Raw genomic sequence first — 15,033 nt, 5'->3', positions numbered from 1 at the left:
ATATAAATAAAAAAGGCTTTATAATATATTGCTATACTATAAAACCTATGGAAAATTATGAATCTATATGTTTAACTATTATATATCTAAAGCAGCATGATATCCCCAATATACAGCATTTGTTATTGTAGCAACTTTTGCCGCATCTCCAATTACTCTTACAAACGGAGCAGTATCTCTTAATTTTTCAACCGTATCAGTACAAGATCTTTGTCCTAATGCACATATAACTGTAGTTCCTTCAACTAATACTTCTTTATTGTCTTTATCAACACATAATATTCCGTCTTTTCTTACTTCTATTCCTTTATATCCAGTATGAACTGTAACATATTTATCAACTTCTTTTAAAAGTAAAGGTCTATGTCTTACATTAGCATCAGGAGCAAGCTCATCTCTCATTTCTACAAGATGTACTTTTTTTCCTTCCATTCCTAAATGTATAGCACATTCACAACCTGCTAAACCGCCTCCAAATACCACTACATTATCAGTTACTTTATCTTTTTCTTTATAGTAGTTATTTACTATTACAACATTATCACCATCTAAACCTTTTATAGGAGGAACTAAAGGAGTTGAACCTACTGCAATTATTAATGCATAAGGATTTTCTTTTTCTACTAATTCTTTTGTTACTTCTGTATTTGTACGTATTTCAACGCCAGCTTTTTTAGCAAGCAATGCATAAGTATTAGATAAATCATACATTTCTTTTTTGAAAGGTATTGCCTGCTCACTTTTTAATATACCTCCAACTTCTGATTCTTTCTCACATAATATAACTTTATGTCCTCTTCTAGCAGCAGTATAAGCAGCATATAAGCCTCCAGGACCTGCACCTGCAACTAACACTTTTTTGCTTTCTCTTGCAGGCATAACTTCAATTCCGTCAAGTTCTCTTCCTATTAAAGGATTAACTGTACATCTTCTTGTAGCAGTAGCAGCACGTTCAGCCATACAAGTAAAGCATCTTAAACAATGCACTATTTCTTCATCTCTATTTTCCATTACCTTTCTAGGCAATTGATGATCAGCAAGCAAAGCACGTGCCATATAAACAATATCTGCCTTTCCTGAGGCAATAATCTCTTCCATTTGCTCAGGACTATTTAAACCGCCTATTGTTGATACTGGTACAGAAACATGTTTTTTTATAGCCTCTGCTAAATATACATTACATCCATGCTCTTTAAACATAGAAGGGTGAGTGTCTCCGAAACCTCTTTGATAAGTACCAGCAGAAACATGAAGCAAATCAACATAAGGAGATATCTGTTTAGCTATTTCTATTCCTTCATCTAAATCATAACCGCCGTCAAATAATTCAGAACCGCTGAATCTAAATTCTATTGGAAATCTTTCTCCAACAGCTTTTACGAACTGATGTTAATACTTCTATTGCTAAACGGCATCTATTCTCTAAACTTCCGCCGTATTCATCTTTTCTTTTATTAAAATAAGGAGAGAAAAATTGATTAATAAGCCAGCCATGACCTCCATGTATTAAAAGCATTTCAAAACCAGCTCTTTTAGCAAGTGCAGCAACATTACCATAAGCATCAACAATATCTTTTATCATTTCTTTCGTTAATGATTTTACTTCTACACCATCAGGGCGTACTGTATCAGAAGGTCCCCATTGAGCCATACTTTGCTTTTTAGTTTTATCTGTCATATATGTGCCTGCATACATACCAGAATGTGATAATTCCAAACTAGCTATTGAACCATGTCTTCTTATAGCATCTGCCGTATAAGTAGCAGCAGCAAGAGAGTTTAATATTTTTGTATCCAAATGATAAGCATGAGAACCGTCTGTTTCAGGATGTACCATACATTCACTTACTGTAACAGCACCTGCACCGCCTCTTGCCCTTAATTCATAGAATGCAGTAGATTTTGGACCTATACAGCCATCATTAGTTATATTAGTTCCGCCCATTGGAGCTGAAAACATTCTATTTTGAAATGTAACGCCTGCTATTGTTATAGGCTTACATAGATTAGGATATTTATGTTTAATATTTTATACTCCTTATATTTATTTTTATTTAATATTTTTCAAAACTATTTAACAAGATTATATCTACTATTTTAAATTTTTAATAATTATATGTACATGTTGTATAAGTTCTAACTTTAATCTATAGAATTACAGTCTTTTTGCTTCTTTGGGCCACCAAAAGAAGTGGGGGTTGGGGCAAAGCCCCAATTATAATTTCAAAAATACTAAAATAACAATACTGCAAATACTCATTGATTTAGTTTAAAAATAGCTATATTTCTTGTTAAGAATTAGCTCTCTTTTCTCTTTTGTCTAAAATTGAATATATTATTGTTAATACTATTCCAAAAATATTCAAAGCACATGCCACTAAAAATGCATTTTGATAACTTCCATATTGACGATACATACTTCCCATAACAGTAGGGCCGAAATATCCAGCTATAGCAACACCAATAAACATTATTCCATAATTAACACTGTTATTTAATGTTCCAAATTTTGAAGCTGTAAATCCCGGAAAAACTCCCATAAAAGAACCAAAACAAAGTCCTACTATAGATATGCCGATATAAAATATAACATTAGTTCCTTCTCCTGATTTATAAAGACATAATAATCCTATTGCACCAAGTACACATGAAAAAGCTAAAGTTAATATTCTTCCTATTTTATCAGAGGAATAACCTGCTACAATTCTTCCAAATACATTAAATAATGCCAATACAGATACTGCAGTACTAGCAGCAATAGCACTCATACCAACTAAATTTCTTGCAACTGCTGAAGCTTGAGAAGTAATCATCATTCCGGTAAAAGCTCCGCAAGTAAAAAGAAGTATCATTACATAAAATGCTGGAGTTTTAAGCATTCCTTTCCAATCTTTATTAATAGTTACAGAAGTTGAATTCTTCTTTTCTGGAGGAGTCCAACCATCTGGCACAAAATTTGGAGGACATTTTTCTATAGTAAAAGAACAAAATGCAAGTATAATACAAAAGACTATACCAACAATTTTAAATGCTGTAGGGGCATCAAATTTATTAACAATCATTGTAACTATAGGAGGAAGTGCTACAGAACCAAAACCATATACAGCAGTTATAATACCTCCTACTAATCCGCTTTTATCTGGGAAAAATTTTATGCAGCTGCTTTTGCAGTACCATAAGCCATGCCTAATCCAAGCCCTCCTATTAAAGCATAAGACACAATTAAAAATCCTACACTTGTGGCAAAACCAGAAAGAAGCATTCCAAGTCCCCACATCATACCGCCTACAAATAAAACTTTTTTAGGTCCGAATTTATCATTAACCCAGCCTCCGCTTATCATTGTTATAGGGCCAACACTATTAGCTATCGTATATACTATAGCTAAATCTGCTGAGGTTAATGTCTTTCCCAATATTCCTGATAAATATTCAGCCATAGGTGCAGCAAATACACTCCAAGTATAAATTGAACCTAAACATAAATTGGCTAAACATACTACAAAAAGTATGAACCATCTCTTTTTTGTATAATTCATAATATACTCCCACGATTTATTATTATATGTAAATATCTATAAAATGTTATATTTTGATCCTTTATTTAAATGCTAAACATTTTTCATGTATACAAATAATAACATATAGATATAAACGTGTCAATATATACATATTAGTTTTTATATGTTTTACACTATAGATTTTATATATTAATAATGATATAATGCTAAAATATAAACATATAGAACAAATAATTGGAGCGATTTTTATGGGAGTGTTAAAATATGCCATATTAGGACTTTTAAATCAAAAAAGTATGACAGGATATGACATAACAAAAGAATTTGAAGAAACATTATGCGAATTTTGGAGTGCGAAACACAGTCAAATATATCCGGAATTAAAATCACTCAATGAACAAGGTATGGTAGAATATAAAATAGAAATATCAGGAACTGTTTTAGAAAAAAAATTATATTCTATTACTGAACTTGGAAAAAAAGATTTTATGAAATGGCTTGAATCAGAAATAAATATTCCTCCTACATTTAAAGATGAATTTAGATTGCAATTATTTTTCTCAGATTGTTTATCAGAAGAAATGAGAATAAATCTTATAACTAATCATCTAAATCAGCATAAAGAAAGACTAGAACATTTAAAAAATAATCAAAAAAAATTTTCATCTATTATACCTGAAAAGAACACAAATAGTTTCAGCGATTATTTAGTATTAATGGGAGCTATTATGCGTGAAGAAAATACTTGTAAATGGCTTGAGAAATGTTTAGAATTATGCAGTAAATAAATATTGTTCTAAATATTTATTTATTAAAAAGTTTAATGAAAAACTAGAAAAAATATATAGTTCATATAATAAGTTATTATTTATCATATAAGAACATATAAAGTTAGTTATTTTTTCAATATATTTATTATATAATAAATATATTGAAAAACAAATAAAAATATACTATACTTAATATAGAAAATAAATTCTCAGGATATCTAATGACTTTAACAAATGTAGTTACAATCAAAAGCAAAAACGGTATGCATCTTAGACCTGCAGGCGTTTTATCACAAATTTCAAGTAAAACTGATTATGCCAATATAGGAATATTCCTATTATATAACGGCGTTAGAGCAGATGCTAAAAGTGTATTCAATATTATGGGACTTGGAGCATTTCAAGGTGCAAATCTTATACTAGAAATTGAATATGAAGATGGTATGGAAGAAATAGCAAAAGAAGCTGAAAAAGAATTAGTAGAATTCTTTGAAGAAGGCTATATCCATGCTGAAGTTCCAGAAGAAGATTAAAAATTCATAAATATTTCAAATATTATATATAAAGATAAATACTAAAAAGGATATCTAATGATTAGTTATTTTGTAATAGCTATGTTGGCGATATCAATTATTGTTGTAATGGTTTTGACTATTAAATTTAAAGTACATCCATTTATAGCAATGTTGTTGGTTGCCATATTTTTAGCATTTACCCTGCATGTTCCCTCGAGTAAGGAAAGCAATTATATAACAGAAATATCAGCATTAATAGGTAAAGGTTTTGGCAATGCATTGGCAAATGTCGGTATATTAATAGTGCTGGGAAGTATTATTGGTAATATATTAGAAATGTCTGGTGCGGCCTTAAAATTAGGTGAGATAGTGCTGAAAATAGTTGGAAAATCTCACCCTGCTTTAGCTATGAACATATTAGGTTTCATAGTTTCAATACCTGTCTTTTGTGATTCTGGTTATTTAATATTAACACCTCTAAGAAAAGCTGTAGCTAAAAAAAGCGGAGCATCTCCTGTAGCATTATCAGTTGCATTGTCTACAGGACTTTATGCCTCTCATGCTTTAATTCCTCCAACTCCTGGACCAGCTGCAGTTGTAAATCTATTCGGACTTGAAGCTCATTTATTAACTATAATTATAGTTGGTTTAATAGTAGCTATACCAACATCATTAGTTGGGGCAATATATGGTATATTTATATCAAAATATATAAAAAAGCCAAAATATCCAGATAAATCGCCTACTTATGAAACTTTAATCAGCGATATAGGAGAACTTCCTTCTGCTTGGAAGGCATTAGCTCCTATAATTGTACCTATACTATTAATGGCTATAGGAAGTATAGTACGATTTGATTCATTACATTTAGGTGAAGGTTTTATAGTTAATGTATTAATATTCTTAGGCGAACCTACTATGGCATTATTTATAGGCTTTTTATTCTCACTTCTATTAACTCATAGATTTAACAGAGAAGAAATAGCTATGTGGATAGGTGATGGTATAAGATCTTCAGGAAGCATATTAGCTATAGTTGGAGCCAGCGGTGCTTTTGCTGAAGTTTTGAAATCTACTGAACTTGCAAAAATTATACCTGAATTAGGACATATATTTGCTTCAGTAAATTTAGGATTAATATTGCCTTTTATAATAGCTTCAGCTTTAAAAATAATGTTAGGTTCTTCTACAATAGCAGTTGTTACAGTTGCTACTTTATTTGCTCCTTTGCTTGATACTTTAGGTTTTGTTACTCCTATATCTCAAATATTAGTATTAATGTCAATAGGTGCCGGCTCTATGATAGCTTCACATGCTAATGATAGTTATTTCTGGATTGTTGTTGAATTATCCGGATTAAAAATCAATGATGCATATAAAGCAAGAACTTTAGCAACATTTGTACAAGGAATTACTGCATTAATTATAATAATGATACTTGCTTTCTTGCTAAGATAATAATATAATCATTTTTAAATCTAAAAAGCTATACAAATAATTGGAGAAAATAATGCTTAAAATAAAAATTATAAATAAATCAAATAATCCACTGCCAAAATATCAAACTCCAGGTTCTTCTGGACTAGATTTGCATGCTAATTTAGATGCACCAATTACATTAAATAAAAATGATATAGTATTAGTACCTACTGGGCTTTTTATTGAAATTCCTGAAGGTTATGAAGCACAGATTAGAAGCAGAAGTTCATTAGCTTTAAAAAATGGTATATTTTGTTTAAACTCTCCTGCCACCATAGACAGCGATTATAGAGGAGAATTAAAAATTATACTAGCTTCTTTAACAGATAAACCTTTTACTATAAATAATGGTGATAGAATAGCTCAAATGGTATTTGCTAAAGTAGAAAAAATAGATTTTGAAGAAGTAGATTCAATTTCTAATACGCAAAGAGGTGAGGGCGGATTTGGAAGCACAAATAAATAACTATTGATAATTTATATTTTATATGTATAATATAGTCTATGAATAATAAATTTAAAATATTTTTATGTTTTATATTTTCAATATTAATGTTATCTTGTGGTTTACCAGATGTTACAGGAGTAACTTTAGAATTGAACCAACCATATATAACAAAAGTTATACCTGGTAACAATAAAATAACAGTTGAATTTGAAGCACAAAATAATGAACCGTCATTTAGCGGTTATAACATATATTTTGGAAACAATACTAATCCAAGACTATATAGATTATACAATCAGCAAAAATCTCGTCCAACTATGTCTGAAACGAAATCACAAGTTCCTCGTAAATTTTCATTTACTATTGAAACAGGAAGTTATTATTCTACTAATAGTACTGACATAGATACATTAAAAGATACTGATTTAAATAATGGTATACCAGTGTATATTTGGGTATCTGCATATCAAATAACGCCTCAATTAGAAAGTTATTATTATTATGATAATTTTGTAAAAATGGGAACACCAAGACCAGAGGCATTAAATCAGACAATATCATCTGGAGCTAGATTAAATATAGAAGGAAGAGATTTGGCTATATTAATTGATAATGGTGGTAAATTATATTTTCAAAATGCTTCTGGCGGAAGTATGATGGTTATGTCTGGAAATTCTTTAGATGATATTGTAATACCTCCAGAAAATGGATACGGTACAATAGATTTAGAAGTAAAAGCTAATAGATTATACCTCATTAAAATAACAGAAAACAACAATGCCTATTATGGAAAAATATATGTAAGGAGTGTAAGCGGTACAAGTGCTACAGTTGATTATTGCCGTCAAACTGCTGCTAATATACTTAGCTATTAATCTATGAAAAAAAATTATATATTGTTAATTATATTAAGCCTATTCATATTTACTTCATGCAATGAAGAATTAATCACAGTAGTAGATGAATATAATCCGCCTTATGATATTCAGGCTATACCAGGAGATGGTAAAGTCAGCATAAGTTTTTGGTCTGGGGTTATAGCTTCAGACTTTGCTGGATTTAATATATATGCAAAAGATTCTGAACCTTTTGTGCAGCCAGATGATGCAATTAAAAATTCTAGACAAGCATATCCAACAGTAACTAGCTCAAATCATACAAGAACAAATTTTGTAATACAAATTCCTACTTATACATTTAACAATAATACATTATATTACGTATCTGTTACTGCTTATGGTACAAATGATTTAGTAGATAAAAAATATATAGAAACTCAGATAAGTACTGTATGCCCAGTAATACCTAGACCAGAAGGAACAGGAAGTGGTACAACATTCACAGTTGGTTCAGGAACTGTTGGAACAATGGATCCAAATACAGGAAAAGTTACAGCAGCTAATGGTTGGGGAGTTCAATATTTTGGCTATCAAACAAATTTCAATGCTGTAGTTATAGTAACTAATAACACAGATGCTTCATTTGATACTGAAACAGTATATTCTGTAAATGGACTCTATATATTTAAAAGTGGAAATCAATTAGCTAAAATTTGGATAAAAAGTGCTAGTTCATATCAATGGGCATATCAGCAAGATGCTTCTAAATGGTGGGGCATTTAATTTATATAAAGTTTATAAACTTTATAATACTATCCAAAAATATATTTTATTAATTTTTTGAATTATATCTATTAAATATTATAATTCAAAAAACTATTAGTAAAATATAAATTATAATTTACATACAAATTAATACTAAATTTATTTGCTTTATTATATAAAATAATTCACTAAAATTGTTCTTATAATTCAATACATATAACTATGAAACCACTGGATTTTTTTAATAAGTATAAATTATATCTCTAAAAAGTTAGTAATATATTATTTAATTATTTGTTTAGATTTACATAGATATCATTATAAAGTAATATTAATATAAAAAATAGGATAGTCATTAATAGAATAAAACAAACTTAAATAATATAAAAATAGAGCCTATAGCATAAAACTATAAGCTCTATTCCAAAGGAGAACAATAAATCCTATTAATTAATTATCCTCTTGATTGTTTGTCTTTCCAAGATTTGATAGTCTTTTCAACCTCATCTCTTGAATATGAAGTATTCTTAACTATATCATCAGGTTTCCAACCTTGTTTGTACATTTTAATTATAAGCTCTTCTCTTTTGCTGTCTACTTTGTCAGCCTTCTCTCTCTTGCTTCCTTTTCCTGGTTTATCTGGCATATATTTATCAGCATTATCAAGTAAAGTTTCTAAGTATCTTACAAAGTATTCAGCTCTTTCAAGATTCTTAACTATTGTCTTATCATAATCTTCATACTGACCTTTCAAGCGTACAAGATTTTCTCTTTGATCTTGTATAGCCTGTATTATATCATCTATTTCTTCTAATTTAGAAATAAACAATTGAACTTTTTTATCATTCTTTTCTATCTTAGCAAAATCTCTCTCTAAAGAGTAAATCTTATCCATAAAGTTCTTTCTGGTATCTTCAACATCAACCATAGCAGCTTTTATACTATCAACTCTTTCAAGTATAACTTCTGTTTCGATTTCAGCCTTTCTTACCTGTTGTAATATATCATCAGCATATTCTTCTTTATCTTTAATAAATGAAAGTTTATTTTCTATTTGTGATGCTATATCAATAACAAGCTGTATACCTTCTTCAGTATGCTCTATCATAGCATTGTTTTCTGCTATATGAACAAATCTTTCCTGTATTTCTCCAGACATATCCATAAGCATATTAACTTTTTCTTGAGTATCTTTCAAGCTGTCTTTTTCTTTCTTGATACTGCTAGCATAATCTAATATTTCATGATGCATTTTCTTCAAGTTTTCAAACTCAGACATAGTTTTATTCATCTCAGTTGTTGTAACTTTAGTATCTTTTACTAAATCATTTAATCTAGCAACATCACCTTTGATAGACTCTGCCATTTCTTTAGCATTATCAAACACTTTTACAGTATTCATATATTTTGCTATATCCTGACCTATACCATCTATTTTTACTTTCATAGCATCATATTCTAATGAAATATCATTAGTTTTTGCTTCAAGCATATTATCTATAGAAGCAACAGCATCAGCTAATTTTACTTTTAAATCTTCTGTTTGATTATCCAAATCTTTAAGTATTACATTTGTTTTTTCATCATAGCTCAAATTAATACTTTCAAGTCTAGCTTCTATTTCAGAAGAATATTTAGTAATATCTTCTTCTAAAGCAGATACAATATCTTTCATATTAGTAATTCTTTTATCATACTCATCTAAGTTATCAGTATGTGATTTTATTATCTCTTCCTTAGCAGTTTGAATATGAGCTTTAGCATCATTCATAAGAAGTGATAATGTCTGCTCTAAATTAGAATTAAGTCTAGCTATATATTTCTCATATTTTTCATTAGCATTTTCTTCTATAGCATTAACATTTTCTTCTATAATATTATTAGCCTCTGCTATTCTAATATTAACAGCCTCTGCTATAGATTCTTGTAAAGCTGTCAAAGATTCAGAAAGACCTTCATAATGAGCTTTCAATGCATCAAACTCAGAATTCTTTTCTTCTAATAAGCTATCCATTTTATTAGAAACTTCTTCTATTACAGAATCAAATTCTGAAATTTTAGCTTCTATGGTTATCTTAGCATCACTAGATAATTCCTCAAGTCTAATATTGAATTTCTCACCTTGAGATTCTATATCTTTAGAGTATACATTTATTTTTTCTTGTAACTCTAAAGCCTTTTCTTCTATAAGAGCCTTTAATTTATCTATAGAAGGAGCAAACTCATTCTGTAAGCTATTCATCTGTTCTTCAACTTCTTTAAGTTTTTCTTTATTAGCTTCTGCTGAAGTAATAAATTCATCTTTTATACTTAAAGCCTGTTTCAAATCAGTAACAACATCTTCCACAGAAGAAGTTATATTAAGTTTAGTATCATCTAATTCAGCATGTAATGCTTCTATTTTTTCATTGTATTCTTTGTAAGCCTCCTCAAACAATTTTGAGAATTCCTCTTGGTTCTTCTGATGTCTGTCAGTATAGAATTTTTCAGAAGACAAATACATTTCTTTTAACTTAGCAATTTCTTCATCATGCATAGTTTTTATTTCGTCAACTGCTTTTTCACCTTCAGTACCTATAGACATCTTTAATTCGCTCATAAATTCTTCTTGATATGTGTCTATCTTTTTCTTGAAGCTAGTAATATTATCTTCAAGCTGTTTATTCATATTATTGAAGGCAGCTGTAATTTTATTATTAATATCATTTTCTATGCCTTCTATAGCACTCTTAACATCAGAGAATTTATCAAATTTCTTCATCTCATTTTCGATGAATGTTTGTACAGTATCAAGTATATGAGGGCTAAGCTCATCTGTTTCTTTAAGTACAGCCTCATTAAATGAAGCAACTAAGCTATTGATAGCCTCTTTAGCTTTAGATACATTTTCAGAAGCAAGTTTATTTTCTAAGGATTTAATATATTCCTCAGCTTCTTTTATCTTAGTACTGAATGCAGCTTCTTTTTCAGATATCTTCAATGAAGCTACATCAGCAGCCTCAACTACTGCACTTGTTAAGCTGTCAATCTTATTACGTATATTAATATCAGAATTCTTAACCATATCCATTAGAGCTTCTCTTTCTCTGCGTACAGTTTCAACTTCCTGAGATATATGTTTTTGAGACTGACTTAACATTCTAAGTTCATTTTCTTGCTCTTTAATATTAGCTTTTATAGTACCAACTAAAGAAGTAATATCACTTTGAGCTTCATCTATTCTATTTATGATGCCTTTTACTTTATCATTTTCTAATGCATCTATCTGCTCTTTAGCTGTTTCAACTTTATCATTGATATCTGCAAGCATTTCAACTGCAGCATCTCTTAAGTTATCTACTTCAGAAACTATAGCATCTTTATAGAATTCTTTTATTCTTTCTGGAGAAGCATAAGCATCTTCAAAATGAACTATTCTAGCTTCTATACGTTTTCTGAACTCCTCATTTGATTCCTCAAATACTTTGATGATATCATCTCTAAATGAGTCTGTTAGATATCTTAAATCTGTACCTATAGAATCACTCTGTATGCTTTCGAACATTTCAACTATTTGTTTTCTTTCATCTTCAATCATAGCAGCAACATCTTCTCTGTTCAATACATCGAATGATATTTTGTTTTTCAAAGCCTCTATGCTGTCAATGATATTGAGTTTTTCTTGATTGAACATACTCATAGTTTCATCTTGTTCTTTTATAAGTTCAACTATAGATTTTCTAAAGTTTATAAACTCATTAACAAGTCTATCTCTGTCGCCTTCAATAGAAGTCAAAGCTTCACCTGAATAAATAGCACCGCTTTCATATTTAATTCTAAGATTATCTATTTCAGCCATTAATCTATTTCTTTCTTCTTGTAAGGCTTCAGCTAAATCTTTAATATTAGCTATTCTGTCATTGAATTCATTTCTAAATTCACCCATTTCCTTAGCTAAAGTATCTTTATATCTCTTAATACTTTCTGAGAAGTCCTGTTCTAATATTTGGAAATCATCTTTAATACGAGCATTATATTCTTGTGCCATATTAGCCAAATCATTATTAGTTGGAACAGAACCTAATATCTCATCTCTTAAAGATACAAACTCATCTCTAAGTTCATCTTTTAATGTTTCTTTCTCATCTACAAATATTTGACTGATACTATCTAAAGTAGGAACATCTTTTAGCATTTCCTCTTTCATTTCTAACAATTTAGCCTCAACTGCTTCTTGTTCCTTAGATAATACTTCAGCAACTGCTTCAACAGTAGAGTAGTTGTCCTCTATATTTTTCTTAAATGATTCTAATGTATCATTTATTCTTACTCTTTCAGCTTCTATAACTTTTTCTACATAAGAAGTATCTAATTTACCAGCCTCTATATTTTTAGCAACTTCTGCTTTTGTATTTTCAATGTCAGCTGTTACATTTTCCTTATAAGTATCTATAAGTTTTTCAACTTCTTCTCTTGATATAGATTTATCATTTAAGTTGCTTATCTCTTTTCTTATCTCATCAAATGATGTTTCTAAATTAGCTCTTTCCACATCTAAAAGATTATTCAAATTATCTAAATAATCTTTCTTAAGATTTTCAAATCTTTCCTCTGCAGATATATATTCAACTCTTACTGCTGATTTGAAATGATCTAATTCCTCAATTAATTTTGCTTTTTCTTCTTCAAACATCTTAGCAAAATTTCTATTATCTATTTGAGTATTTATTATCTCATTTCTAAACTCTTCAAGTTCATTTGCTCTGTCTTCTCTTTCAGATACAAATAAGTCAGCAAGTTCGTCCATATTAGGTACAGAGTCTATTATTTTATTTTTAAACTCCTCAAGCTCATCTAAGATGCTAACATCTTTTTGAGATATTTCTTTAGCTATTCTATCATAAACTTCTCTTTTCAAGTCATCTATAGTAGTAAGTAAATCTTTTTTATCCTTAGCTAATTCATTAGAAAGTTTTAATGTATTTGTATTAAGTTCATTATTTATTCTGCTTATATAAGATTCTAATGCCTTAATTTTTACATCAACACCTTTATTAGAACTGCTAATATCTTCTTTAATAGACATTATATTATTTTCTAGGTAATCTATAGTTTGTTTACCTTCTGTTTTTAATGCATCCTGAAGATTTATAACTTTAGATTTTACTTTATCTTCATATTCATTTAACATAGAATCTAATTTTTCTTTATACTTAGCTACTTCAGCACTTAAAGAACCTTGATTATATTCTAAGTCTCTTATTCTATCATCGAATGCATTGATATGTCCTTCAATATTAGATATACCTTCTTCCAATCTTGAATCTAAGCTATCTTGTAATTCTAATTGTTTATTAGCTATATCTTCTTTCAATGCTTCTATCATAGACATAATTTCAGAATAATTTTCATTATCTAATAATTTATCCTTAGCATTTTCTAAAGTATCATTAATAGTATTAAGGTTAGTATCTTTCCAAGAATTCAAATCTCTTTCCATTCCTTCTATCTTATCTTTAAATTCAGTGAATGAACCATTGAATTGATTTTCTAATTCTTGTTTTAATACTGCAAAACTAGATGCTATAGTATCACCGTATAATTCTACAACTCTATTTTCATTAGACCAAACGTCTTCAAAATAATCTACACGTCTTTCTAATCTGTCTTTAAATTCCCTAGAATCTTTTTCTATACTTTCTACTAAATCATTCTTAATAGCTACAACACTATCATTGAAGTTATTGAATATGCTATCTAATTTTCCTTCTAATCTAGCAAGCTCATCTCTGCTTATATAAGATTTAGGTAAAGAATTCATAACATTATTTAAGTCTTTGTAAATTTCTTCTTTACTGTCTAATATCTTATCTTCTAATTTGCTGAAGCTTGATATTTGAGGAATTATACTTTCCTTAAATTGTTCTAAGCTATCACTAAGCTGTTTGAAGTTTTCATAAATAGCAGCGATTTCCTCTTGAGTTACACTAGTTTCATTGCTTTCTTCTTCCTCATACTCATCAACTTCTTCAGAATCTTCAGCTTCATCAGCAACTTCTTCTTCATCTTCCTCATAGTACTCATCTTCTGTTTCGTATTCTTCTTCATCTTCAACAGCAGCTAAACTATTTTTCAATTCTTCTAATTCATTAGAAAGTCTTATAACTTCATCATTCAAACTTGTGTCAACACCTTTAACTTTATCTTTTATTGTTGATAAGTCTTTTTCCAAATCTTCTATTTTTGAGAAATCCTCTTTAAGTGTATTGAATGATTCTTCTAATCTGTTTCTTTCAGCAATCAAGTCGCTATAGTCATGATTATCTTTTATAGATGTAACTTCTTTTTTGAATTCATCTATAGCATTTGATATCATATTTTTATATTCTATCAAAGTAGATTCTAAATTAGAAACATTATCATCACTGCTATTCATTCTAGCTGTTAATGTTTCCATTACATCATCTATAGCAGCCTGTATATGTGCTTTTTCAGAATCAAATATAGCAGGTATTCTCTCATCAGCAGCACTTAAGATATCATCTTTTAATGAAGCAAATGAAGCTCTTAAACCTTCAACTTCTTTTATCAATAGCTCTTTCTCATTTATATAATACTGAAGCATATTGTTCTTATCTAATACTGCATCTTTTATCTCATCAATAGATTTATCAAAATCTTTACTCAAGCTTGAATACTTGTTATCTATTTCTTCTTT

The 15,033-nt window shown here is 29.1% G+C and carries 11 protein-coding genes (1 of these 11 running past the window's edge); 6 read left to right on the top strand and 5 right to left on the bottom strand.

Going from position 1 to position 15,033, the window contains the following annotated elements; translation table 11 throughout:
* Nucleotides 1-78: 78 nt before the first annotated feature.
* The 4 genes from R4K56_RS00455 to R4K56_RS00440 all read right to left on the bottom strand — a co-directional run bounded on the left by R4K56_RS00455 (nt 79) and on the right by R4K56_RS00440 (nt 3,538).
* Nucleotides 79-1,353: an FAD-dependent oxidoreductase gene (locus R4K56_RS00455; protein WP_335771798.1), complete on the bottom strand. Its 1,275-nt coding sequence runs from the start codon at nt 1,351-1,353 to the stop codon at nt 79-81.
* Complete coding sequence (locus tag R4K56_RS00450; protein ID WP_335771790.1) at nt 1,343-1,960, bottom strand: oxidoreductase; 618 nt, start codon at nt 1,958-1,960, stop codon at nt 1,343-1,345. Before R4K56_RS00450 ends, R4K56_RS00455 begins: the two co-directional genes overlap by 11 nt.
* 331 nt (nt 1,961-2,291) lie before the next feature.
* Nucleotides 2,292-3,113 carry an MFS transporter gene (locus R4K56_RS00445; RefSeq protein ID WP_335756320.1) on the bottom strand — a complete coding sequence of 274 codons (822 nt, stop codon included), beginning with the start codon at nt 3,111-3,113 and terminating at the stop codon, nt 2,292-2,294.
* Nucleotides 3,114-3,151: 38 nt separating this feature from the next.
* Nucleotides 3,152-3,538 carry an MFS transporter gene (locus R4K56_RS00440; RefSeq protein WP_335756311.1) on the bottom strand — a complete coding sequence of 129 codons (387 nt, stop codon included), beginning with the start codon at nt 3,536-3,538 and terminating at the stop codon, nt 3,152-3,154.
* Between the two features lie 230 nt (nt 3,539-3,768).
* Between R4K56_RS00440 and R4K56_RS00435 the strand changes: the two genes are divergently transcribed.
* The 6 genes from R4K56_RS00435 (at nt 3,769) to R4K56_RS00410 (ending at nt 8,354) form a co-directional block, all read left to right on the top strand.
* Nucleotides 3,769-4,308: a PadR family transcriptional regulator gene (locus R4K56_RS00435; protein ID WP_335756310.1), complete on the top strand. Its 540-nt coding sequence runs from the start codon at nt 3,769-3,771 to the stop codon at nt 4,306-4,308.
* A 203-nt stretch (nt 4,309-4,511) separates the two neighbouring features.
* Nucleotides 4,512-4,823: an HPr family phosphocarrier protein gene (locus tag R4K56_RS00430; RefSeq protein ID WP_297295287.1), complete on the top strand. Its 312-nt coding sequence runs from the start codon at nt 4,512-4,514 to the stop codon at nt 4,821-4,823.
* A 57-nt stretch (nt 4,824-4,880) separates the two neighbouring features.
* A complete protein-coding gene (locus R4K56_RS00425; RefSeq protein WP_335756309.1) occupies nt 4,881-6,263 on the top strand; it encodes a GntP family permease in 1,383 nt (460 codons plus the stop codon).
* A gap of 52 nt (nt 6,264-6,315) precedes the next feature.
* Entirely contained in the window at nt 6,316-6,750 is a 435-nt protein-coding gene (gene dut, locus R4K56_RS00420; RefSeq protein ID WP_297295291.1) for a dUTP diphosphatase, read from the top strand.
* 38 nt (nt 6,751-6,788) lie between these two features.
* Complete coding sequence (locus R4K56_RS00415; protein ID WP_335756308.1) at nt 6,789-7,607, top strand: hypothetical protein; 819 nt, start codon at nt 6,789-6,791, stop codon at nt 7,605-7,607.
* A gap of 3 nt (nt 7,608-7,610) precedes the next feature.
* On the top strand, nt 7,611-8,354 hold the full coding sequence (locus tag R4K56_RS00410) for a hypothetical protein (protein ID WP_335771791.1): 744 nt from the start codon (nt 7,611-7,613) through the stop codon (nt 8,352-8,354).
* Between the two features lie 436 nt (nt 8,355-8,790).
* On the opposite strand, the gene R4K56_RS00405 is transcribed toward R4K56_RS00410, so the two are convergent.
* A protein-coding gene (locus tag R4K56_RS00405; RefSeq protein WP_335771792.1) for a SpiroCoCo family coiled-coil protein crosses the window boundary here: on the bottom strand, nt 8,791-15,033 show its 3' portion. It continues 21,087 nt past the right edge of the window; only the last 6,243 of its 27,330 coding nucleotides appear in the window; its start codon lies beyond the right edge, outside the window; its stop codon occupies nt 8,791-8,793.

This window comes from Brachyspira pulli, assembly GCF_036997785.1.
Classification (GTDB): domain Bacteria; phylum Spirochaetota; class Brachyspiria; order Brachyspirales; family Brachyspiraceae; genus Brachyspira; species Brachyspira pulli.
The sequence above is the reverse complement of the archived record's forward strand: the minus strand, read 5'-3'. Positions and strand labels throughout refer to the sequence as shown.

Excerpts from the sequence above, each read along its gene's own strand:
- R4K56_RS00415 (WP_335756308.1), top strand. The coding sequence starts at position 6,789 with ATGAATAATAAATTTAAAATATTTTTATGTTTTATATTTTCAATATTA.
- R4K56_RS00440 (WP_335756311.1), bottom strand. The coding sequence starts at position 3,538 with ATGAATTATACAAAAAAGAGATGGTTCATACTTTTTGTAGTATGTTTA.
- R4K56_RS00450 (WP_335771790.1), bottom strand. The coding sequence starts at position 1,960 with ATGTTTTCAGCTCCAATGGGCGGAACTAATATAACTAATGATGGCTGT.
- R4K56_RS00435 (WP_335756310.1), top strand. The coding sequence starts at position 3,769 with ATGGGAGTGTTAAAATATGCCATATTAGGACTTTTAAATCAAAAAAGT.
- R4K56_RS00430 (WP_297295287.1), top strand. The coding sequence starts at position 4,512 with ATGACTTTAACAAATGTAGTTACAATCAAAAGCAAAAACGGTATGCAT.
- R4K56_RS00410 (WP_335771791.1), top strand. The coding sequence starts at position 7,611 with ATGAAAAAAAATTATATATTGTTAATTATATTAAGCCTATTCATATTT.
- dut (WP_297295291.1), top strand. The coding sequence starts at position 6,316 with ATGCTTAAAATAAAAATTATAAATAAATCAAATAATCCACTGCCAAAA.
- R4K56_RS00425 (WP_335756309.1), top strand. The coding sequence starts at position 4,881 with ATGATTAGTTATTTTGTAATAGCTATGTTGGCGATATCAATTATTGTT.